Raw genomic sequence first — 21,038 nt, forward strand, 5'->3', positions numbered from 1 at the left:
GGGGGGTGGGCCGTGCTGCACCTGCGCGGCACGATCGTGCTGGACGACGAGCGTGAGGTCGGCGAGGCCTGGGTGGTCGGCGACCGCCTGACCCTCGACCGCCCCTCCGGCGTGCCGGAGACGACGCTCACCGGCTGGGTGCTGCCCGGGCTGGTCGACGTGCACTGCCACATCGGCCTGGCCGCCGAGGGAGCCGTCGACCGTGCCACCGCGCAGGCGCAGGCGCTGGCCGATCGTGACTCCGGCGTGCTGCTGGTCCGCGACGCGGGGTCCCCGGCCGACACCTCCTGGGTGCACGACCGTGCGGACCTGCCCCGGCTGATCCGCGCCGGACGCCACCTGGCCCGCCCGAAGCGCTACCTGCGCCACTACGGCCGCGAGCTCGACGCGGTCACCGACCTGCCCGGGGCGGTCGCCGAGGAGGCCGTGCGCGGTGACGGCTGGGTCAAGCTCGTCGCCGACTGGATCGACCGCGACCTCGGTGCCGAGGGCGACCTGCGCCCGCTGTGGCCGGACGACCTGCTCGCCGAGGCCGTGGCCGTCGCGCACGCCGCCGGCGCCCGGGTGACCGCGCACACCTTCGCCACCGAGGCGCTGGACCCGCTGCTCGACGCCGGGGTGGACTGCCTGGAGCACGCCACCGGCGCCGACGCCCGGCAGATCGACCGGATCGCCGCCGCCGGCATCCCGGTCACCGCCACGCTGCTCCAGGTCGCCCAGTTCGCCGCCATCGCCGACCGAGCGGACCGGTACCCGGTGTACGCGGCCCGGATGCGCCGGATGCACGCCCGCCGCGAGCAGCACGCGCGCGACCTGCACGACGCCGGGGTGCCCCTGCTGGTCGGCACCGACGCCGGTGGCACGATCGGGCACGGGCGGATCGCGGACGAGGCGCTGGCGATGGTCGAGGCCGGTCTGCCCGCTGCCGACGTGGTCGCCGCCGCGTCCTGGCGCACCCGCGCCTGGCTCGGCGTGCCGGGGCTCGCGGAGGGGCAGAACGCCGACCTCGTGGTGTACCCGGCCGACCCGCGCGCCGACGTGCGGGTGCTCGCCGCGCCGGACGCGGTGGTGCTGCGCGGGCGACGGGTGGCGTAGTCGCGACGACGTCGTCGCGTCTGGCACAATGACCTGCTGTACTCGGCGCGCGCGGCCCCTCTACCCACGCGATGCCGTGTCCTTCAGGTCCGAGCCGAGCCGCATGCCCCACGTGCGCGGTGCGAGGACCGCCCCGTAGACACCAGGAGAGACCACACAGTGGCCACCAAGATCCGCCTGAAGCGCCTCGGCAAGATCCGGGCGCCGTACTACCGCGTCGTCGTCGCGGACTCCCGCACCAAGCGTGACGGTCGCGTCATCGAGGAGATCGGCAAGTACCACCCCACCGAGGAGCCCTCGCTCATCGAGATCTCCTCCGAGCGTGCGCAGTACTGGCTCGGCGTCGGCGCGCAGCCGTCCGAGCAGGTCCTCGCGCTGCTCAAGGTGACCGGCGACTGGCAGAAGTTCAAGGGCCTGCCGGGCGCCGAGGGCACCCTGCGCACCAAGGCCACCCCGGCCGAGGGTGACGTCAAGGCCAAGGTCGAGGCCATCGCCGCCGACGCCGAGAAGGCCAAGGCGAAGGCTGCCGAGAAGAAGGCCGCCGCCCCGGTCGAGGCCGAGACCGCCGAGGTCGAGGCCACCGAGGACGAGCAGGCCTGATGCTCGCCGACGCGCTGGATCACCTGGTCCGCGGGATCGTCGACCACCCGGACGAGGTCCGGGTCGACGCCCGGACGCTCCGCCGCGGTGACCTGCTCGAGGTCCGGGTGCACCCCGAGGACCTCGGCCGCGTCATCGGCCGCGGCGGGCGCACCGCCCGTGCGCTGCGCACCGTCGTCGGTGCGCTGTCCACGGACGGCCCGGTCCGCATCGACGTCGTGGACGTCGCCCGGCGCTGACGCCCGTCCCGCCGGCCCGTGAGGGTCGCCGGACGACAGCACGCAGGCCCGGTCCCCACCGTGGGACCGGGCCTGCGCTGCGTCTCCACCAGTGCCTACGCTGGTGGTCACGACCCGAGAGGAACACCCCATGCTGCTCACCGTCGCCCGTGTCGGCCGTGCCCACGGCCTGCGCGGAGAGGTCGCGCTCGAGATCCGCACCGACGCCCCCGAGGAGCGCCTGGCGGTCGGCGCCGTGCTGCGCACCGAGCCCGCCGACCGAGGGCCGCTGACGATCGCCGGCGTCCGCGTGCAGCACGACCGGTGGCACGTGACCTTCGTCGAGGCCGCCGACCGCACCGCCGTCGAGGCGCTGCGTGGCGTCGAGCTGGTCGTCGAGGCCGACGACGAGGACGAGGACGACGCCTGGTACCCGCACGAGCTCGCCGGCCTGCGCGCCGAGCACGTCGACGGCAGCACCATCGGCGAGGTGATCGGCCTGGAGCACCTGCCCGCGCACGACGTGCTCGTCGTCCGCGAGACCGGCGGCGCCCGCACGCTGGTGCCGTTCGTCCGCGCGATCGTCCCGGTGGTGGACGTGCCGGGCGGGCGTGTGGTGATCGACCCGCCGGGCGGGCTGCTCGCCTCCGACGCGGCGAACCTCGTGGTCAGCGAGGAGACCGTGGGCGAGGACGCCTGACGTGCGCATCGACGTCGTCTCGATCTTCCCGGACTACCTGGCCCCGCTGGAGCTGTCGCTGGTCGGCAAGGCCCGCACCTCCGGCATCCTCGACCTGCGGGTGCACGACCTGCGCGACTGGACCACCGACCGGCACCGCACCGTGGACGACACACCCTTCGGCGGCGGCGCCGGCATGGTGATGAAGCCCGACGTGTGGGGCACCGCCCTGGACGATCTGGTCACCGAGGGCACCCACCTGCTGCTGCCGACCCCGTCCGGCGCCCCGCTCACCCAGCGGCACGCCGAGGCGTGGGCCGCCGACACCCACCTGGTGATCGCCTGCGGGCGGTACGAGGGGATCGACGCCCGGGTGGCCGAGCACTACGCCGCCCGCCCCGGGGTGACGGTCAGCGAGTACTCGATCGGCGACTACGTGCTGAACGGCGGCGAGGTGGCCGCGATGGTGCTGGTGGAGGCGGTGGTCCGGCTGCTGCCCGGCGTCGTCGGCAACCCGGAGTCGCTGGTGGAGGAGTCGCACGGCAGCGCGGGTCTGCTGGAGTACCCCGTCTACACCAAGCCGCCGGCCTGGCGTGATCTCGAGGTGCCGGAGGTGCTGCTGTCCGGCCACCACGGCAACGTCGAGCGCTGGCGGCGCGACCAGGCGCTGACCCGGACCGCCGCCCGGCGACCCGACCTGCTGGCCCGTCTCGACGTCGCCGGTCTGGACAAGGCCGACCGTGCGGTGCTGGACGCGATCGGCTGGCGCGTCGCGGGGGACCGGCTGGTCCCGGAGACCGACTGATTTCCTGCGCTGCCTGCGCTGTGGCAGAATCGTCGGTCGGTGCGCGCAGCCGCGTCTCTGCCACAGGGGAGACGACCACGGCCCGCCGAGCGATCGGCGACGCACCTTTCGAATCCAGCCTCGGCGCCCCGGCGGTGCCGACGACGTACGTGCGTGACCTGTGGCACCGCGAGAAAGCGACCGTGTGATGTCCCACACTCTCGACCTGGTCGACGCAGCCTCCCTGCGCTCCGACGTCCCGGACTTCCGCCCCGGTGACACCCTCAAGGTGAACGTCAAGGTCGTCGAGGGCAACCGCTCCCGCGTCCAGGTGTTCCAGGGTGTCGTCATCGCCCGCCAGGGCGACGGCGTCCGCGAGACCTTCACCGTCCGCAAGGTCAGCTTCGGCGTCGGCGTCGAGCGCACCTTCCCGGTGCACTCCCCGACCCTCGAGTCGATCGAGGTCGCCATCCGTGGTGACGTCCGTCGCGCCAAGCTGTACTACCTGCGCAACCTGCGCGGCAAGAAGGCGAAGATCAAGGAGAAGCGCGACTCCGTGCCGGCCAAGAAGGCCTGAGCACCGCGCTGACGTCGACGGGCGGTCACCCCTGCGGGGGTGGCCGCCCGTCGTGCGTCCCGGGGAGGTTCGGTGCGCGCGGTGCGGGACGTGGGCGACGGGCCGGGTGACGTGGGAGAGTGTGCGGGTGATGGACCAGCCCGACGCGCCGCCCCGACACCAGCGCGGTGCCACCGCCGCCGCCCCCGCCTCGGGCCGACGGCGCGGACCGGTCGCCTCCTTCGTGCGCGAGACCGCGATCATCCTGGTCAGCGCGATCGTGCTCTCGCTGGTCGTCAAGACGTTCTTCGCCCAGGCGTTCTTCATCCCGAGCGCGTCGATGCACGACACCCTGCTCGAGGGCGACCGGGTGCTCGTCAACAAGCTCGCGCCGGGACCGTTCGACCTGCACCGTGGCGACATCGTCGTCTTCGAGGACCCGGCCAACTGGCTCGAGGGCGCCCAGCAGGTCGACACCAACGTGGTGCAGGACGCGTTGATCGCGATCGGTCTCATGCCGCAGCAGTCCGAGGACCACCTGATCAAGCGCGTGATCGGCCTGCCCGGCGACCACGTCGTCGCCGCCGGCGACGGCTCGCCGCTCACCGTCAACGGCGTCGCGATCGACGAGTCGCTGTACCTGGCCCCCGGCGCCAGCCCGAGCGAGATCGCCTTCGACATCACCGTCCCCGCCGACTCGATCTGGGTGATGGGCGACAACCGCCAGCACTCCGCCGACTCGCGCTACCACCTGGGCGACCCCGGCGGCGGCTCGGTGCCGATCGACAACGTGGTCGGCACCGCCTTCATCACCCTGTGGCCCTTCGACCGCGTCGGCCTGCTCCGCAACCCCGGCGACGTGTTCCGGGACGTCCCCGACCCGTCATGACCGATCTGCGTGACGTGCTCCTGCCCGGCACGGCCGCCCCGGTGCGGCGGGCGACCCGGCGGGGATCCGTGGCCCCCGCGCGCTCGACGGCCCCGACGCTGCGGCTCGAGCGGCAGATCCTGCGCGCCGGCGCCGTCACCCTGGCCTGCTGCGACGAGGTCGGCCGCGGCGCGCTCTCCGGTCCGGTCACCGTCGGCGCCGTCCTGATCGGCGAGGGCACCCGGTCCGCCCCGCAGGGCGTGCGCGACTCCAAGCTGCTCGCACCCGCGCGCCGCACCGCCCTCGCCCCGCAGATCCGCCGCTGGGCCGATGCCTGGGGCGTGGGCCACGCGAGCCCGGACGAGATCGACGCCCTCGGCATCATCCCCGCGCTGCGGCTCGCCGGACGGCGCGCGATCGAGGCGCTCGGCGTGGTGCCCGCGCACGTGCTGCTCGACGGCAACCACGACTACCTGTCCGCGCCCGCGCAGGTCTCGCTGTTCGACGAGGACGAGCCCGGCGCGGCGTGGCCCGTGACCACCCGGATCAAGGGCGACATGACCTGCGCCGCCGTCGCCGCGGCCAGCATCCTCGCCAAGACCACCCGTGACGCCATGATGCTCGAGCTCGCCGAGCAGCACCCCGAGTACGCCTGGCACGAGAACAAGGGCTACGCCAGCCCCGAGCACGTCGACGCGCTGCGGCGGCTCGGCCCGACCGTGCACCACCGCCGGTCCTGGCGGCTGCCCGGGGTGGACGTCACCCCGTCGACCGAGGGCGACTGACCCGGGTGCGGCGCGCGGGCGCGGATGGGGGATGATGGACCGGTGAGTGCGGAAGACCTGGAGAACTACGAGACCGAGATGGAGCTCGCGCTCTACCGCGAGTACCGCGACGCGGTGGGGCTGTTCTCGTACGTGGTGGAGACCGAGCGCCGGTTCTACCTGGCCAACCACGTCGACCTCCAGGTGCGGTCCGCCGCCGGCGAGGTCTACTTCGAGCTCACGCTCGCCGACGCCTGGGTGTGGGACGTCTACCGCTCCGCCCGGTTCGTGAAGTCCGTGCGCGTCGTGACGTTCAAGGACGTCAACGTCGAGGAGCTGGTGAAGGCCGACCTCGACCTCGGCGCGGGTGGCGGCTTCCCCCGCTGATCGCGGATCCCGGCTCCACCGGCCGCTGAGCGGTTCCGCTCGGCGAGCGGGCGTCGAGCCGTCCACAGGCCGTTCGGGCGTTCGTCGTCCCCAGATCGCGGGCCGACGCCTCGATCTCCGCCCTCCGGCGACCCACGGTGGTCGCAGGAGGTGGCGCGATGCCGAGAGCAGGACGACCCACGGGGTCGAGCAACAGGCCGGGTGGCGACAGGTCGAGCGGTGCCGGGGCGAGGGAACGGCCCGCCCGGGCGGATCAGCGCGCCCGGACGGAGCGGCCCACCCGGGCGCAGACCGGGCGGCTGGGGGAGGACCTGGCCGCAGGCTGGGCCGCGGCGCAGGGCTGGCAGGTGGTCGACCGCAACTGGCGGCACGGGCGCGCCGGCGAGCTCGACCTCGTCGCGCTGGACGGCGACGGCCTGGTCGCCGTCGAGGTCAAGACCCGGCGCGGCGACGCCTACGGCCACCCCGCCGAGGCCGTCACCCCCGCCAAGGTCGCCCGGCTGCGACGCCTGACCGCCGCCTGGCTGGACGCCCACGAGCTGCACCCGGCGACCGTGCGGGTCGACGTGCTGGCCGTCACCCTGCACCCGCACGGCGGCCACCGGGTCGAGCACCTGCGGGCGGTGGACTGAGTGAGCCTCGGACGCACCCTCGCCGTCGCCCTGGTCGGCCTGCACGGACACCTGATCGAGGTCGAGGCGCACCTCGCCTCCGCCCTGCCCGCGTTCGTGCTGGTCGGCCTGCCGGACGCCTCGCTGGCCGAGGCCCGTGACCGGGTGCGGGCCGCCGTCGGCTCCTCCGGGCTGGTCTGGCCGAACCGGCGGATCACCGTCAACCTCTCGCCGGCGGCGCTGCCCAAGGCCGGGCCCGCCTTCGACCTCGCCGTGGCCGTCGCCGTCCTGGCCGCCGCCGAGCTCCTGCCCGGCGAGCGGGTCGCCGGCACCGTGCACCTCGGCGAGCTCGGCCTGGACGGTCGCCTGCACCCCGTGCGCGGCGTGCTGCCCGCCGTCGCCGCCGCGGTCGCCGCCGGTCGCCCGGACGTCGTGGTCCCCGAGGCCGACGTCGCCGAGGCCGCCCTCGTGCCCGGTGCACGCGTCACCGGCTGCCGCAGCCTCGCCGAGGTGGCCCGCCGGCACGGCGCCGACCTCCGACGCCCCCGGGTCGAGGTCGCCGCGGTGCCCGTCGTCCGGGGCACCGGGATCGGCGCGCCGCGGACGACTGTCGGCGACCTGTCCGACGTCCGGGGCCAGCACGACGCCCGCACCGCGCTCGAGGTCGCCGCCGCCGGCGGGCACCACCTGCTGCTCATCGGCCCGCCCGGCACCGGCAAGACCATGCTCGCCGCCCGCCTGCCCGGCCTGCTGCCCGATCTCACCGAGGAGGAGGCCGTCGAGGTGACCACCGTGCACTCCGTCGCCGGCACCTTCGACCCCGGCGGCGGCCTGCTGCGGCGTCCGCCCTTCGAGGACCCGCACCACACCGCCACCCCGGCCAGCATCGTCGGCGGAGGGTCCGGCGTGCCCCGCCCCGGAGCGGCCTCCCGCGCCCACCGCGGCGTGCTGCTGATGGACGAGGCCCCCGAGTTCTCCGCCGCCGTCCTCCAGACCCTGCGGCAGCCCCTCGAGCACGGCGAGCTCGTCATCCACCGCACCGCCGGCGTCGCCCGGTTCCCCGCGCGGTTCCAGCTCGTGCTCGCCGCCAACCCGTGCCCCTGCGGCCAGGCCATCGGCACCGGCCTGCGCTGCACCTGCACCTCGCTGGCCCGCCGTCGCTACCTCGGTCGGCTCTCCGGACCGCTGCTCGACCGCGTCGACGTCCAGGTCGAGGTGCCACCCGTGCGCCGCTCCGCGCTCGACGGCCCTGCCGAGAGCACCGCCGAGGTCGCCGCCCGCGTGCTCGCCGCCCGGCACGCGCAGCGCGACCGCTGGGGCAGCACCGGCTGGGTCCGCAACGCCGACGTCCCCGGCAGGGTGCTGCGGGACCGCCTCGGCGCCGGGCCCGGCCTGCTCGCCGAGGTCGACGCCGGCGTCGACCACGGGCTGCTGACCCTGCGCGGCGCCGACCGCGTGCTCCGCGTCGCGTGGACCCTCGCCGACCTCGCCGGGCGCGACGCCCCCGGCCGGGTCGACATCGGCCGCGCGCTGCTGCTGCGCACCCGGGGGCAGGCATGACCGCCGACGAGCAGCGGCTCGCCCTGGTCGCGTGGAACGTCGTCGCCGAGCCCGGTGACCCCGTGGCCGTCGCCCTGGTCCGGGCGCTCGGCCCGGCGCGCGCCCTCGACTGGGCGCGCTGGGCCGTCGGGGCCGGTGCGGGCGCGGGGGTCGGCGGTGGCTCCGGTCCGCGTGCGGGTGCTGGCGCGGGTGTGCGGGTCGGTGCGGGGTCGCGCGGGTCGAACGGGTCGAACGCGTCGAGCGGGGAGATCGACGTCGACCGAGCCGTGCGCGCGCTGCGCGCCGCCCTGAGGGAGCCCGACCTGCCGGGCGAGCGGGCCGGCGCGACGGCCGTCTCAGGTGGCGCAACATGCGGCCGGGACGGCACCGTCGTCGATCTCTGCGGCGCGGTGGTCGACCGAGAGGGCGTGACTGGCGGCCGCGACAGGGGAGCGGTGCTGCTGCACTTCGATCCCGTGCGCGGGCCGGCTCGCGACGCGGGACATCGTGCCGAGGGCGGCAGGCTGCCGTCATCCGACGGCGACTGGGGGCGGCAGGGCGGTACGCGCGGTCGCACCGACGATCCGTCGAACGGCGGATCGGTGATCGCGTTCCCGGCGTCCGCGATCACCGGACCGGCCGCCCGCCGGGTGCTCGGCCGCGCGCTGTCCCGCTGGGCCCCGCGTCTGATGGCCCTCGAGCCGCGCCGAGCGCTCGACGCCGCCGACCGGATCGGCTGCCGGCTGCTCGTCCCCGGCGACCCCGGCTGGCCGACCGCGCTCGACGACCTCGACGCCACCGCCCCGCTGTGCCTGTGGGCGCGCGGCCCCGCCGACCTGCACGCGCTCTCCGCCCGGTCCGCCGCCCTCGTCGGGGCCCGTGCCGCCACGCCCTACGGCGAGCACGTCGCCGCCGACCTCGCCGCGGGGATCGCCGAGGCCGGCGGCATGGTCGTCTCCGGCGGCGCCTACGGCATCGACGTCGCCGCCCATCGCGGGGCTCTGTCGGCAGGCGGGACCACCGTCGCCCTGCTCGCCGGCGGCGTCGACCGCACCTACCCGGCCGGGAACCGTGACCTGCTGGAGTCCCTCGCCCACGAGCACGGTGCCGTCGTCGCGGAGTGCCCGCCGGGCACCGCACCGGTCCGCTCCCGCTTCCTGCTGCGCAACCGGCTCATCGCCGCGCTGGCCGGGGCCACCGTCGTGGTCGAGGCTGCGTGGCGCTCGGGTGCCCTGAGCACCGCCGCGCACGCCGGTGCGCTGCTGCGCCCGCTCGGAGCGGTTCCGGGTCCGGTCACCTCCATGGCCTCTGTCGGCTGCCATCGGCTGATCCGTGACGGTGCCGCGGTCTGCGTGACCAGCACCGCCGACGTGCTGGAGCTGATCGGCCCGCCCGGCGGGGCGGCACCAGAAAGTCGCGCCCGTCGTGCCGCCGCCCCGCGTGGGCACGTTCCCGGCGCGCCCTCTTCGCCCGCACCCGACGCAGACGGCCCTGCCCGGGAGGACGCCGTACCGACGGGTGGTACGGCGCACGCTCCTGACCGAGATGGCGACGGCCTCGGCGCCTCTGCCCCGGAGGTCCTCGCGTCGGACGCGCACAGCCGGTCCCGGGACGTGCCGGATCCGCGCGCGCCGGGTCCGCGATCACCGGGCCTGCGTGGCCCGGCCCTGAAGGGACCAGCCGCGGAGGGGCCCGCCCCGAACCGCTCTGCGCCGGACGACCCCGGCGACCTGCGACCGGACGACCCCCGGACCCGGGTCCTCGACGCCCTCCCGCTGCGGGGTGCCGTCGACGTCACCACGCTCGCGCGCCGTGCCGGGCTCGCGCGGGAGGAGGTCGAGGCCGCGCTCGGGTCGTTGGAGCTGTCCGGGCGCGTCCGCCGACGCGAGGGGAGGTGGTCGATCGTGCCGCCGCGTCGGTGACGCCGTCACGTCCCGCCATCGGTGACGGCATGACGTCCCGCCACCGGTGGCGCGGTCACGTCCTGTCGCACCGGAGCGAGCACTCCACGCCGCGACGGCGGAGATGCCCTCGCGCCGTGCAGGCCGGGCCCGCTCCGCGCGATGCCGACCGGGCCGCGCCGCGCGATGCCGACCGGGCCGCTCCGCGCGATGCCGACCGGGCCGCGCCGCGCGATGCCGACCGGGTCGCGCCGTACCTGCCGGACCGCTCCGCCCCGTGCCGGACGCCCTCCTGCGGCGCACCGGCGATCACCCCTCCGTCACGATGCGTCCGACAGGTGGACACATCCGACCTGAGAATGACCTCGACCGGCGCATTCCACCAGGGAGAATTCGGACAATCCACCGTGATTCACCCAGGGGTGGGTGATTCCTTCTCCCGGGCGCTTGTCGCCCGGAGGTGTGACGGGGACTCTTGTTCCGTGCACACGTCGGCCGAGTCCGCTATCGCGCGAGGGAACACCGCCCTCATGGAGGCGTTCGTCGTCCACCTGCGCGCGCAGCGCGGTCTCTCGGAGAACACCGTGCGTGCCTACGAGGGTGATCTGCGGGACCTCGCCGCCTACGCGGCGCGGCAGGGGCGGGGCGGTCTGGCCGACGTGGACATCGCGGTGCTGCGCGGATGGCTCGCTGCGATGGCGGCGGGGGAGCGGGCCCGTGCGACGCTCGCGCGGCGCGGCGCGACGGTGCGGACCTTCTACTCCTGGGCGGCACGGACCGGCCGGGTCGTGCACGACCCCGCGCTGCGTCTGGCCTCGGCGCGCCCCGCCTCGGTGCTGCCGGACGTGCTCGCGCAGGACGCCGCCGCGACGCTGCTGGACACGGCCCGGCTGCGGGCCGACGACGGCGACCCGGTGCACCTGCGCGACTGGGCCGCGGTCGAGCTGCTGTACGCCACCGGGGTGCGCGTCGGCGAGCTGTGCGGCGCCGACGTGGACGACCTCGACCTGGGCACCCGCACCCTGCGCGTCACCGGAAAGGGTGACAAGCAGCGTGTGGTCCCTGTGGGTGAGATCGCGGTCGACGCCGTCACGGCGTGGCTGGAGCGGGGTCGCCCGCTGCTCGCCGTCGAGGGCTCCGGTCCCGCTCTGCTGCTGGGCAGCAGGGGTGGTCGCGTGGACCAGCGTCGGCTTCGTCACGTTGTGCACGAGTTGTCCCGAATGGCCGAAGTGGAGGACATCGCGCCGCACGCTCTGCGACACTCGGTGGCGACCCACCTGCTGGAGGGCGGTTCCGACCTGCGCAGCGTCCAGGAGGTGCTCGGTCACGCGAGCCTCGCCACCACGCAGCGCTACACCCACGTGACGGCGGACCGGCTCCGCGCGTCCTACCAGCAGGCGCACCCCCGAGCATGACGTCCGAGATGGAGACCAGCATGACCGTTCCGGCCGAGGACTGGGTCCCGGCGGCGGCTCCTCAGGCGCGCGCTGCTCGTGCACCTCTCGGTGTCATTCCGCGGCAGGTGTCGGTCGAGGCCGACGCCGACCTGCTCGACGTCGACGCCGCCGAGCTCGTCGCCCTGCGGGCCGTCACGGACACGGACCTCGATGTCGAGGTGCTGGAGGAGGACGACCTCGACGGCGTCGTGGTGGTGCTCACCGCGGTCGAGGACCTGGTCGAGGTCGACGACTCCGAGCAGGTGGTGCTGGACCCGGTCGAGCAGGACTGGCAGATCTTCAAGACCGGTGGCGACCGCCTCGTGCGCGAGCGGCTGATCCTGCACTACGCGCCGCTGGTCACCGCCGTCGCAGGCCGGGTGGGCATGCGGCTGCCGGCGATGGTCGAGCAGGCCGACCTGGTGTCCTACGGCATGTTCGGGCTGATCGACGCGATCGAGAAGTACGAGCCGGGTCGCTCGGTGAAGTTCGAGACCTACGCCAGCTCGCGCATCCGCGGCGCCATCATCGACGAGCTGCGCGCGATGGACTGGATCCCGCGCTCGGTGCGCACCAAGGCCCGTGCGGTGGACCGCGCGTACGCGGAGCTCGAGAGCGAGCTGCACCGGGTCCCCACGGAGACCGAGGTCGCCGCGCGGCTCCAGATCGACGTCCGGGAGCTGCGGGCGCTGTTCACCCAGCTCTCCACGGTCAACGTCGCGGCGCTCGACGAGCTGCTGGGTGCCGGCGAGGACCGCTCCGACCGGCTGTCGCTGATCGACACGCTCGGCGACGACCGCACGCCCGACCCGGAGAACTCCTTCGAGGCGCAGGAGACCAAGTTCCTGCTCGCCCGAGCGATCGACCAGCTCGGTGAGCGCGAGAAGCTGGTGCTGGTCCTCTACTACTACGAGGGCATGACGCTCGCGGAGATCGGCCGGGTGCTGGGCGTGACCGAGTCCCGGATCTCGCAGATGCACACCGCGGCGATGCTGCGGCTGCGTGCCCGGCTCACCGAGGCCGACCGCGCCTGACCCTGCGCCGGCCGGCGGCTCCGTCGTGGCGAGCAGCACCACCGGCCCCGCCCGGAGCAGCAGCATCGGGTCGAGATAGGCGTCCCCGTCCCGCACCCCCCAGTGCAGGGCCGAGCCGCCGTCCGGTGCGGTGACGGCCGCGTCCGGGTCCCGGGCGACGTGCGCGCTCCCGGTGAGCACCCCGACCGGGTCACCGCCGTGCACCCGCGCACCCACCGCGACGGTCGGCTCGACCGGTTCGAGGGTGCTGCGCAGCCCGTCGTCGTGCTCGACCACCACGACGGGGCGGTCCACCACGACGCCCGCGAAGGTGACGGTCCCCGTCCGGGGTGCGCGGACGATCGAGCCGGGCGGTGCGGACAGGTCGACGCCGCGGTGACCGGCGAGCCAGGGCCGGTTCGGCGGGTCGAACGCCCGGCGCACCTCGACCGGCTCGCCGACGGGGGAGGACCACGGGTGCGCGGAGACCGTCGTTGGCCACCCGCCGGCGGCGGCGTCGCCGTCGAGCAGCAGCAGGCCTGCCGTCGCCGCGCCGAGCGCGAGCAGCACCAGGACGCGGAGCAGCACGAGCACGCGCGGCGGCGCGACCGTGCGCGGCGGCGCGCCCGTGCGCAGCTGCGCGGCAGTCCGCGGCCACCGGCCCGGCACCGCGTGCGCAGACGGTCGGCGCGATCGGCTCGGGCGGCGTGAACGGTGCGGGTCGGCTGTCATGGCGCCGATGCTGCGGTCCCGTCGCCGGCGGCCGCACCCGTGGGCGCCCGGATCTGGGGACGACGAACGCGATCGTCGCCTGTGGACGGCTCGACGCCGCGTGATCGTGCGGCACCGGGCGTGGTGACCTTGCCGTCAGCTCGCCCACGCCGACCCCACGCCGACCCCGCACCGACCTCGCGCGCCCGCCCTCACCACCGTCAGACCCGGACGGGTGGCCTCGCCGAGAGTGCACGGCAGCACGCCCCGGCCGGCTGTCCCGGGCCAGGTCCGCGGTCCGGTAGACTCCTCGCTGCGACCGGCACGTGCCGGTCGACTTCGCGCGCCATCACCGAGGCGCGGCCACCCGACCGGAGACGGTCGACGGGGCCGTCGTCCGAGGGGCCGCGCTGGCAGCGGTCCGGTCCGCCCCTCGGGGGAGAACCGGCGCCAGCACGGTCGTGGCGCCAGGGGAGCCGTCCACCCGGACGGCGCCGACAACCCGACGAGCGGGACGCCCACGGCGGCCCGCGATCACAGTGCGCGCCCCCGCTGGGGCGTGCCGGAAGGACGTGCCATGGCCGTCGTGACCATGCGCCAGCTGCTCGAGAGCGGTGTCCACTTCGGGCACCAGACCCGCCGCTGGAACCCCAAGATGAAGCGCTTCATCTTCACCGAGCGCAACGGCATCTACATCGTCGACCTCCAGCAGTCGCTGTCCTACATCGACCGCGCCTACGACTTCGTCAAGCAGACGGTCGCCCACGGCGGCTCGATCCTGTTCGTCGGCACCAAGAAGCAGGCGCAGGAGCCCGTCGCCGAGCAGGCCGCCCGCGTCGGCATGCCGTACGTGAACCAGCGCTGGCTCGGTGGCATGCTCACCAACTTCCAGACGGTCAACAAGCGTCTGCAGCGCCTCAAGGAGCTCGAGCTCATCGACTTCGACGACGTCGCGGGGAGCGCCTTCACCAAGAAGGAGCTGCTCATCATGCGTCGCGAGAAGGACAAGCTCGCCAAGACCCTGGGCGGCATCCGCGACATGACCAAGGTGCCGTCGGCGGTGTGGATCGTCGACACCAACAAGGAGCACCTGGCCGTCGACGAGGCGCGCAAGCTCGGCATCCCGATCGTCGCGATCCTCGACACCAACTGCGACCCCGACGTCGTGGACTACCCGATCCCGGGCAACGACGACGCGATCCGCGCCGTGCAGCTGCTGACCCGCGTGATCGCGGACGCCGCCGCCGAGGGCACCATCGCCCGCCACGCCGCCCGCACCGGCTCGACCGAGGGCGCCGCTGCCGGCGCCGCCGCCGAGTCCGAGCCGCTGGCCGAGTGGGAGCGCGAGCTGCTCGCCGGCTCCGAGACCGCCGAGACCCCGGCCGCCGAGGCCGCCCCGGTCGTCGAGGAGACCCCGGCTGCGGAGGCCCCGGCCGCCGACGCCGCTCCCGCCACCGAGGGCGACGCCGCGTCCGAGTGACCGCGGCCCCGACGAACCGACGAGAGGGAAAGAGCTGATGGCGAACTACAGCATGGCCGACATCAAGGCGCTGCGTGAGAAGACCGGCGCCGGGATGATGGACGTCAAGAAGGCCCTGGAGGAGGCGGAGGGCGACGCCGACAAGGCGCTCGAGATCATCCGCGTCAAGGGCCTGAAGGGCGTCGCCAAGCGCGAGGGCCGTGCGGCCTCCGACGGCCTGGTGGCCGCGCACGTCGGCGCCACCGCCGACGGCGAGGGCGAGTCCGGCGTGATCGTCGAGATCAACTCCGAGACCGACTTCGTGGCGAAGAACGCGACCTTCCTCACCCTGGCGGAGACGGTCCTCGCGGCCGCCGTCGCCTCGGGTGCCCGGGACGCCGACGCGCTGCTCGCGGCGGACGTCGACGGCACCCCGCTCACCGAGGTCGTGGACGGCACCGCCGCCACGCTCGGCGAGAAGGTCGTCGTGCGTCGTCTGGCCCGCGTGGCCGGCGAGAAGGTCACCGTCTACCTGCACAAGGTGAACAAGGACCTCCCCCCGCAGGTCGGCGTGCTCGTGGCGACCGACGTCAAGGGCGCCGAGGTGGCCCGTGACATCGCGACCCACATCGCGGCGTTCTCGCCGTCGTACCTGACCCGCGACGAGGTCCCGACCGAGACGGTCGAGAACGAGCGCCGCATCGCCGAGGAGACCGCCCGCAACGAGGGCAAGCCCGAGGCCGCGCTGCCGAAGATCGTCGAGGGCCGGCTCAACGGCTACTTCAAGGACGTCGTGCTGCTCGACCAGCCGTTCGCGAAGGACCCGAAGAAGTCGATCGCCCAGGTGCTCGCCGAGGTCGGCGGCACGGTGACCGGGTTCGTCCGGTACCGCGTCGGCGCCTGACCCACCTGCTCGACCCGGTGGCCCCGTCCCGTGAGGGGGCGGGGCCACCGGCGCGCAACCGCCCGACCGGCGGGGGCGCGCCAGCACGGAGCACGACCGAGCGCCCACCCGAGCGTGAGACGACCTGGAGGAACCCCATGACCACGGACATCCCGAAGGACGACGCTCCCACGGCGCGCCGTGTCCTGCTCAAGCTCTCCGGCGAGGCGTTCGGCGGCGGGTCCGTCGGCCTGGACGCCGGGGTGGTCCGCCGGATCGCCGCCGAGATCGGCCAGGCCGTCGCCGAGGGCGTGCAGGTCGCGATCGTGGTCGGCGGCGGCAACTTCTTCCGCGGCGCCGAGCTCGCGCAGAACGGCATGGACCGGGCGCGCGCCGACTACATGGGCATGCTCGGCACCGTGATGAACTGCCTGGCCCTCCAGGACTTCCTCGAGCAGGCCGGCGTGAGCACCCGCGTGCAGACCGCCATCGCGATGGGCCAGGTCGCCGAGCCGTACATCCCGCTGCGGGCGATCCGCCACCTGGAGAAGGGCCGCGTCGTGATCTTCGGCGCCGGCGCCGGCCTGCCGTACTTCTCCACGGACACCGTCTCGGTGCAGCGCGCCCTGGAGACGCACTGCCAGGAGGTGCTGATGGGCAAGAACGGCGTCGACGGCGTCTACTCCGCCGACCCGCGCACCGATCCCACCGCGCACCGCCTGGACCACCTGACCTACACCGAGGCGATCGTGCAGGAGCTCGGGGTCATGGACTCCACCGCCCTGTCGATGTGCCGGGACAACGGCGTGCGGATGCGCGTCTTCGGTCTCGAGGGCGCCGGCAACGTCACCGCGGTCCTCCGGGGTGAGAAGATCGGGACGCTGGTCACCGAGGACTGACGCCCCGGCGGCCGACGCACGGCCCGCCCGCACGCCACGCACCGCAGCACCGAACCACCAGGGAGCACACGTGATCGACGAGATCCTCCTCGAGGCCGAGGAGAAGATGGACAAGGCCGTCGAGGTCGCCAAGGACGACTTCGCGGCGATCCGCACCGGCCGGGCCAACGCCGCGATGTTCAACAAGATCGTCGTCGACTACTACGGTGCGCCGACCCCGTTGCAGCAGCTCGCGTCCTTCAACGTGGTCGAGGCCCGCACGATCCTGATCACGCCCTTCGACAAGTCGGCGATGCAGGGCATCGAGAAGGCGCTGCGCGACTCCGACCTGGGCGTGAACCCGACGAACGACGGCAACGTCATCCGTGTGTCGCTGCCGGCGCTGACGCAGGAGCGTCGCAAGGAGTTCGTGAAGCTCGCCAAGGGCAAGGCCGAGGACGCCCGGATCTCGCTGCGCTCGGTGCGCCGTCGCGCCAAGGACGAGCTGGACAAGCTCGCCAAGGACGGCGAGGCCGGCGAGGACGAGGTCGCGCGCGCGGAGAAGGAGCTGGAGGCGGTGACCAAGCGTCACGTCGAGCTGGTCGACGCGCTGCTCGCCTCCAAGGAGACCGAGCTGCTCGAGGTCTGATGTCGTCCCAGCCCGTCGTCGCCCCCGCCCCCGGCACCTCGCGTGCCGGGCGGAACCTGCCTGTCGCCGTCACCGTCGGCCTCGGGCTGCTCGTGCTGGTCGCCGCCTCCCTGTTCATCCGCAGGGAGGCCTTCGGCGTCCTCGCGGTGCTGGCGGTCGGCGCGGGGCTGTGGGAGCTGGCGCAGGCGTTCGCGCGGCGCGGGATCGACATCCCGGTGCTGCCGCTGCTGGTCGGTGACCTGGGCATCCTGGTCTCGGCGTACGTGGCCGGCATGGAGGCGCTGTTCGTCGCGTTCGTGCTGACCGTCGGCGGGATCGTGGTGTGGCGGGTGCTGGACGGCAGCGGCGCGCCCGCGGTCCGGGACGTCACCGCCGGGGTGTTCGCCGCCTCGTGGCTGCCGCTGATGGGCGGCTTCGTCATGCTGATGCTGGCCGCCGAGGACGGCGCGATGCGCGTGGCGCTGTTCATCCTGCTCTGCGTCGCGAACGACACCGGCGGCTACGTGGTCGGCGTGCTGATCGGCCGGCACCCGCTGGCGCCGTCGGTGAGCCCGAAGAAGACCTGGGAGGGTCTGCTCGGCTCCGTGGTGCTGGCCTGCGTGGTCGGCGTGCTCGGCGTGCACCTGATGCTCGACGGCGACCCGGCGATCGGTGCGTTGCTCGGCCTGGCGACCGTCGCGGTGGCCACGCTCGGCGATCTCGGCGAGTCGATGCTCAAGCGCGACCTCGAGATGAAGGACATGGGCACGCTGCTGCCCGGTCACGGCGGCATCCTGGACCGGATCGACTCCATGCTGCTCGCCGCCCCGGTCGTCTACCTGCTCCTCGAGGTCCTCCTCCCCGTCGCGTCCTCCTGACAGCGCGGCCCGCCCCCGCACCCCCCACCCGGAAGGTCACCGTCATGAGCGGCACCCCCGTCGCCCTCACGCTCACGCCGGCCCGTCGTGGCAAGCCGCCGCGTCACTTCGTCGACCTCACGCCCGCCGAGCGGGTGGAGGCGGTGACCGCCCTCGGCGAGAAGCCGATGCGGGCCAAGCAGCTCGCGACGCACTACTTCACGCACCTCACCGCGGACCCGGCGGCGATGACCGACCTGCCGGCGGCGAGCCGGGACACGCTGGTGCAGGCGCTGTTCCCGCCGCTGGTCACCGCGGCGCGCACCCTGCGCGCGGACGGCGGCACAACGGTCAAGACGCTGTGGCACCTGTTCGACGGCGCCAAGGTCGAGTCCGTGCTGATGCGCTACCCGAACCGCTCGACGCTCTGCGTGTCCAGCCAGGCGGGCTGCGGCATGGCGTGCCCGTTCTGCGCCACCGGTCAGCTCGGCCTGACCCGCAACCTGTCGACCGCGGAGATCGTGGAGCAGGTGCGGCAGGCTGCCCGCTCGCTGGCCGACGGCGAGGTGCCCGGCGGGCCGTCCCGGCTGTCGAACATCGTGTTCATGGGCATGGGCGAGCCGCTGGCGAACTACAAGACCGTGATGGAGACGGTGCGGCGCCTGGTCGCACCGACCCCGGAGGGTCTGGGCATGTCGGCCCGCAACATCACCGTGTCGACGGTCGGCCTGGTGCCGGCGATGCGCAAGCTCGCCGCCGAGGGCATCCCGGTCACGCTGGCGCTCTCGCTGCACGCGCCGGACGACGAGCTGCGCAACGAGCTGGTCCCGATCAACACCCGGTGGAGCGTCAAGGAGACGATCGACGCCGCCTACGAGTACTACCAGGCGACCGGCCGGCGGGTGTCGATCGAGTACGCGCTGATGAAGGACATCAACGACCAGGCCTGGCGCGCCGACCTGCTCGGCACCGAGCTCAACCGGCGCGGGCGCGGCTGGGTGCACTGCAACCCGATCCCGCTGAACCCGACCCCCGGCTCGAAGTGGACGGCGAGCGACCCGGCTGTCGAACAGGAATTCGTGGCACGCTTGCGGGCGCACGGCATCCCGACGACGATCCGGGACACCCGTGGCAGCGACATCGACGGGGCCTGCGGGCAGCTGGCGGCGGAGGAGGACGAATGAGCGGCGGTACGATGTTCCGGCGGATGACCGGGGTGCGCACCGGCTACCACCCGGAGGAGGTCGACGACTTCTTCGGGCACGCCAAGTCCGTGTACGAGAACGGCCCCGTCGGCGCGCTGTCCAGCAAGGACGTGCGGACGGTGTCCTTCGACCTGGTGCGTCACGGCTACTCGACCACCGCCGTGGACGCCGCGCTGGACCGCCTGGAGGCCGCGTTCGTCGCCCGCTCCCGGCAGGAGTACATCACCGAGCACGGCCGGCAGGCCTGGCTGGAGACGCTGGCCGAGCAGGCCCGCTCGCTGTACGGCCGGCTGACCCGCCCCGACGGCGAGCGCTTCGACCGCCCGCAGGGCCGGCACCACGGCTACGACGCCGGCGAGGTCGACGAGCTGTGCCGCCGCCTGGTGGCCTACTTCGACCAGAACGCGCCGCTGACCGCGCAGGAGATCCGCTCGGCGGTGTTCACCGCGCGCAAGGGCTCCGGCGCCTACGACGAGGTGTCCGTGGACGCGTTCTTCGAGCGCGCCGTGGACGTGCTGCTCGCCGCGGAGTGAGCCCGGCCGGTCCACGGATCGGCGAGGATGGACGGATGACCGAAGCGACCCAGACCGCCCGGCGCAGCGTCGTCCTGCTCGGCTCCACCGGATCGATCGGCACCCAGGCGGTCGACGTCATCACCCGCTCCCCGGAGCGGTTCCGGGTGACGGGGCTGAGCGCCGCCGGCTCCGACCCCGACCTGCTCGCCCGGCAGGCGGTGGCGCTCGGGGTGCAGACGGTCGCGGTGGCCGACGCCGACGCGGCCGGGGCGGTGTTCGCGGCGCTGGTGCGCGAGTCCGCCGCCGCGGGGCTGCGGCAGCTGGGCGTCGAGGTGCTGACCGGTCCGGACGCCGCCACCGACCTCGCGGGCCGGGGTGCCGACGTGGTGCTCAACGGGATCACCGGGTCGGTGGGGCTCGGCCCGACGCTCGCGGCGCTGCGGGCCGGATCGACGCTGGCGCTGGCCAACAAGGAGTCCCTGGTGGTCGGCGGGCGGCTGGTGCGCGCGGCGCAGCAGCGCCCCGACCAGGTGGTGCCGGTGGACTCCGAGCACTCGGCGGTCGCGCAGTGCCTGCGTGCCGGTTCGGCGGCCGAGGTGCGCCGGCTGGTGCTCACCGCCTCGGGCGGGCCGTTCCGCGGCCGGGACCGCGCGGCGCTGGCCGACGTGACGCCGGAGCAGGCGCTCGCGCACCCGACCTGGGCGATGGGCCCGGTGGTCACGATCAACTCGGCGACGCTGGTGAACAAGGCGCTGGAGGTGATCGAGGCGCACCTGCTGTTCGGCGTGCCGATCGCCGACGTCGCCGTGGTGGTGCACCCGCAGTCCGTCGTGCACTCGATGGTGGAGTACGCGGACGGTTCCACGATCGCGCAGGCCTCGCCGCCGGACATGCGGCTGCCGATCGCGCTCGGCCTGGGCTGGCCGGACCGGGTGCCCGGTGCGGCGGCGGCCTGCGACTGGACCCGTGCGGCGTCGTGGACCTTCGAGCCGCTGGACGAGGACGCGTTCGGGGCGATCCGGCTCGCCCGCGCCGCCGTCGCCGCCTCCGCGACGCACCCCGCGGTGCTCAACGCGGCGAACGAGGAGTGCGTGGCGGCGTTCCTGGCCGGGCGGATCGGGTTCCTCGACATCGTGGCGACGGTGGAGCGGGTGCTGGCCGAGCACCAGGGGATCGGCGCGGGCACCCCGGCGGACGCGGACCCGCTGGGCGGCGGCACCTCGGCCCGCACGGCGCTGACCCCGGACGGCGCGCCGGCCCCGGTCGCCCCGGACGTCACCCTGGACGAGGTCCTGGCCGCGGAGCGCTGGGCCCGCGCCCGCACGCAGGAGGTCCTCGCCGCGCGCTGACCCGCGCCCGCGCGCGTCGAGAGGGCATTCCCTGTCGCCCGAACCGGACAATCGCCGACAGGAATCGCCCCCTCGGTGCGCACGGACCCGCGCGCGCGTGGG

Annotated in this window: 22 protein-coding genes and 1 pseudogene; 22 read left to right on the forward strand and 1 reads right to left on the reverse strand. The window is 74.4% G+C overall.

Features of this window, described 5'->3' with window-relative positions; all coding sequences use genetic code 11:
* Positions 1-12: 12 nt before the first annotated feature.
* The 14 genes from ACZ5HG_RS07340 to whiG all read left to right on the forward strand — a co-directional run bounded on the left by ACZ5HG_RS07340 (position 13) and on the right by whiG (position 12,472).
* Positions 13-1,095: an amidohydrolase family protein gene (locus tag ACZ5HG_RS07340; protein WP_464181444.1), complete on the forward strand. Its 1,083-nt coding sequence runs from the start codon at positions 13-15 to the stop codon at positions 1,093-1,095.
* 159 nt (positions 1,096-1,254) lie between these two features.
* Positions 1,255-1,695, forward strand: coding sequence for a 30S ribosomal protein S16 (gene rpsP / locus ACZ5HG_RS07345; protein WP_464181445.1), 441 nt, complete (start codon positions 1,255-1,257; stop codon positions 1,693-1,695).
* The gene (locus tag ACZ5HG_RS07350; RefSeq protein ID WP_464181446.1) at positions 1,695-1,934 is read left to right on the forward strand and encodes an RNA-binding protein; all 240 of its coding nucleotides are present in this window, start codon (positions 1,695-1,697) and stop codon (positions 1,932-1,934) included. Before rpsP ends, ACZ5HG_RS07350 begins: the two co-directional genes overlap by 1 nt.
* 130 nt (positions 1,935-2,064) lie before the next feature.
* Positions 2,065-2,613 carry a ribosome maturation factor RimM gene (gene rimM, locus ACZ5HG_RS07355; protein WP_464181448.1) on the forward strand — a complete coding sequence of 183 codons (549 nt, stop codon included), beginning with the start codon at positions 2,065-2,067 and terminating at the stop codon, positions 2,611-2,613.
* Position 2,614: 1 nt separating this feature from the next.
* Complete coding sequence (trmD, locus tag ACZ5HG_RS07360; protein ID WP_464181450.1) at positions 2,615-3,397, forward strand: tRNA (guanosine(37)-N1)-methyltransferase TrmD; 783 nt, start codon at positions 2,615-2,617, stop codon at positions 3,395-3,397.
* Positions 3,398-3,584: 187 nt separating this feature from the next.
* A complete protein-coding gene (gene rplS / locus ACZ5HG_RS07365) occupies positions 3,585-3,953 on the forward strand; it encodes a 50S ribosomal protein L19 (RefSeq protein ID WP_464181451.1) in 369 nt (122 codons plus the stop codon).
* Between the two features lie 130 nt (positions 3,954-4,083).
* The gene (gene lepB / locus ACZ5HG_RS07370) at positions 4,084-4,821 is read left to right on the forward strand and encodes a signal peptidase I (protein WP_464181453.1); all 738 of its coding nucleotides are present in this window, start codon (positions 4,084-4,086) and stop codon (positions 4,819-4,821) included.
* Positions 4,818-5,585, forward strand: a complete 768-nt coding sequence (locus ACZ5HG_RS07375) for a ribonuclease HII (RefSeq protein ID WP_464181455.1) — start codon at positions 4,818-4,820, stop codon at positions 5,583-5,585. The genes lepB and ACZ5HG_RS07375 overlap by 4 nt, the downstream gene beginning before the upstream one ends.
* Positions 5,586-5,627: 42 nt before the next feature.
* On the forward strand, positions 5,628-5,951 hold the full coding sequence (locus ACZ5HG_RS07380; protein WP_464181456.1) for a DUF2469 domain-containing protein: 324 nt from the start codon (positions 5,628-5,630) through the stop codon (positions 5,949-5,951).
* Positions 5,952-6,109: 158 nt separating this feature from the next.
* Positions 6,110-6,583: a YraN family protein gene (locus tag ACZ5HG_RS07385; RefSeq protein WP_464181457.1), complete on the forward strand. Its 474-nt coding sequence runs from the start codon at positions 6,110-6,112 to the stop codon at positions 6,581-6,583.
* The gene (locus ACZ5HG_RS07390; protein WP_464181459.1) at positions 6,584-8,122 is read left to right on the forward strand and encodes a YifB family Mg chelatase-like AAA ATPase; all 1,539 of its coding nucleotides are present in this window, start codon (positions 6,584-6,586) and stop codon (positions 8,120-8,122) included.
* Positions 8,119-10,023: a DNA-processing protein DprA gene (gene dprA / locus ACZ5HG_RS07395; RefSeq protein ID WP_464181460.1), complete on the forward strand. Its 1,905-nt coding sequence runs from the start codon at positions 8,119-8,121 to the stop codon at positions 10,021-10,023. The genes ACZ5HG_RS07390 and dprA overlap by 4 nt, the downstream gene beginning before the upstream one ends.
* A gap of 509 nt (positions 10,024-10,532) precedes the next feature.
* Positions 10,533-11,417 (forward strand): tyrosine recombinase XerC, encoded by an 885-nt coding sequence (locus tag ACZ5HG_RS07400; RefSeq protein WP_464181461.1) that lies wholly within the window; start codon positions 10,533-10,535, stop codon positions 11,415-11,417.
* Between the two features lie 107 nt (positions 11,418-11,524).
* Positions 11,525-12,472, forward strand: a complete 948-nt coding sequence (gene whiG, locus ACZ5HG_RS07405) for an RNA polymerase sigma factor WhiG (RefSeq protein ID WP_464181462.1) — start codon at positions 11,525-11,527, stop codon at positions 12,470-12,472.
* A gap of 78 nt (positions 12,473-12,550) precedes the next feature.
* Here whiG and ACZ5HG_RS07410 read toward each other — a convergent pair.
* Positions 12,551-13,183: pseudogene (locus ACZ5HG_RS07410) on the reverse strand (peptidoglycan DD-metalloendopeptidase family protein); the annotation flags it as partial.
* Positions 13,184-13,739: 556 nt separating this feature from the next.
* Between ACZ5HG_RS07410 and rpsB the strand changes: the two are divergent.
* The 8 genes from rpsB to dxr all read left to right on the forward strand — a co-directional run bounded on the left by rpsB (position 13,740) and on the right by dxr (position 20,936).
* On the forward strand, positions 13,740-14,642 hold the full coding sequence (gene rpsB / locus ACZ5HG_RS07415; RefSeq protein WP_464181463.1) for a 30S ribosomal protein S2: 903 nt from the start codon (positions 13,740-13,742) through the stop codon (positions 14,640-14,642).
* A 37-nt stretch (positions 14,643-14,679) separates the two neighbouring features.
* On the forward strand, positions 14,680-15,525 hold the full coding sequence (gene tsf / locus ACZ5HG_RS07420; protein ID WP_464181465.1) for a translation elongation factor Ts: 846 nt from the start codon (positions 14,680-14,682) through the stop codon (positions 15,523-15,525).
* A gap of 137 nt (positions 15,526-15,662) precedes the next feature.
* Positions 15,663-16,403: a UMP kinase gene (pyrH, locus tag ACZ5HG_RS07425; protein ID WP_464181467.1), complete on the forward strand. Its 741-nt coding sequence runs from the start codon at positions 15,663-15,665 to the stop codon at positions 16,401-16,403.
* Positions 16,404-16,473: 70 nt separating this feature from the next.
* Positions 16,474-17,031 (forward strand): ribosome recycling factor, encoded by a 558-nt coding sequence (frr, locus tag ACZ5HG_RS07430; RefSeq protein ID WP_464181468.1) that lies wholly within the window; start codon positions 16,474-16,476, stop codon positions 17,029-17,031.
* Positions 17,031-17,888 (forward strand): phosphatidate cytidylyltransferase, encoded by an 858-nt coding sequence (locus ACZ5HG_RS07435; RefSeq protein ID WP_464181470.1) that lies wholly within the window; start codon positions 17,031-17,033, stop codon positions 17,886-17,888. Before frr ends, ACZ5HG_RS07435 begins: the two co-directional genes overlap by 1 nt.
* A 44-nt stretch (positions 17,889-17,932) precedes the next feature.
* Complete coding sequence (gene rlmN, locus ACZ5HG_RS07440) at positions 17,933-19,051, forward strand: 23S rRNA (adenine(2503)-C(2))-methyltransferase RlmN (RefSeq protein WP_464181472.1); 1,119 nt, start codon at positions 17,933-17,935, stop codon at positions 19,049-19,051.
* Positions 19,048-19,605, forward strand: coding sequence for a DivIVA domain-containing protein (locus ACZ5HG_RS07445; protein ID WP_464181474.1), 558 nt, complete (start codon positions 19,048-19,050; stop codon positions 19,603-19,605). The genes rlmN and ACZ5HG_RS07445 overlap by 4 nt, the downstream gene beginning before the upstream one ends.
* Before the next feature lie 35 nt (positions 19,606-19,640).
* Entirely contained in the window at positions 19,641-20,936 is a 1,296-nt protein-coding gene (dxr, locus tag ACZ5HG_RS07450) for a 1-deoxy-D-xylulose-5-phosphate reductoisomerase (RefSeq protein ID WP_464181476.1), read from the forward strand.
* Positions 20,937-21,038 lie beyond the last annotated feature (102 nt).

Source organism: Cellulomonas sp. GTC20042, assembly GCF_055389595.1.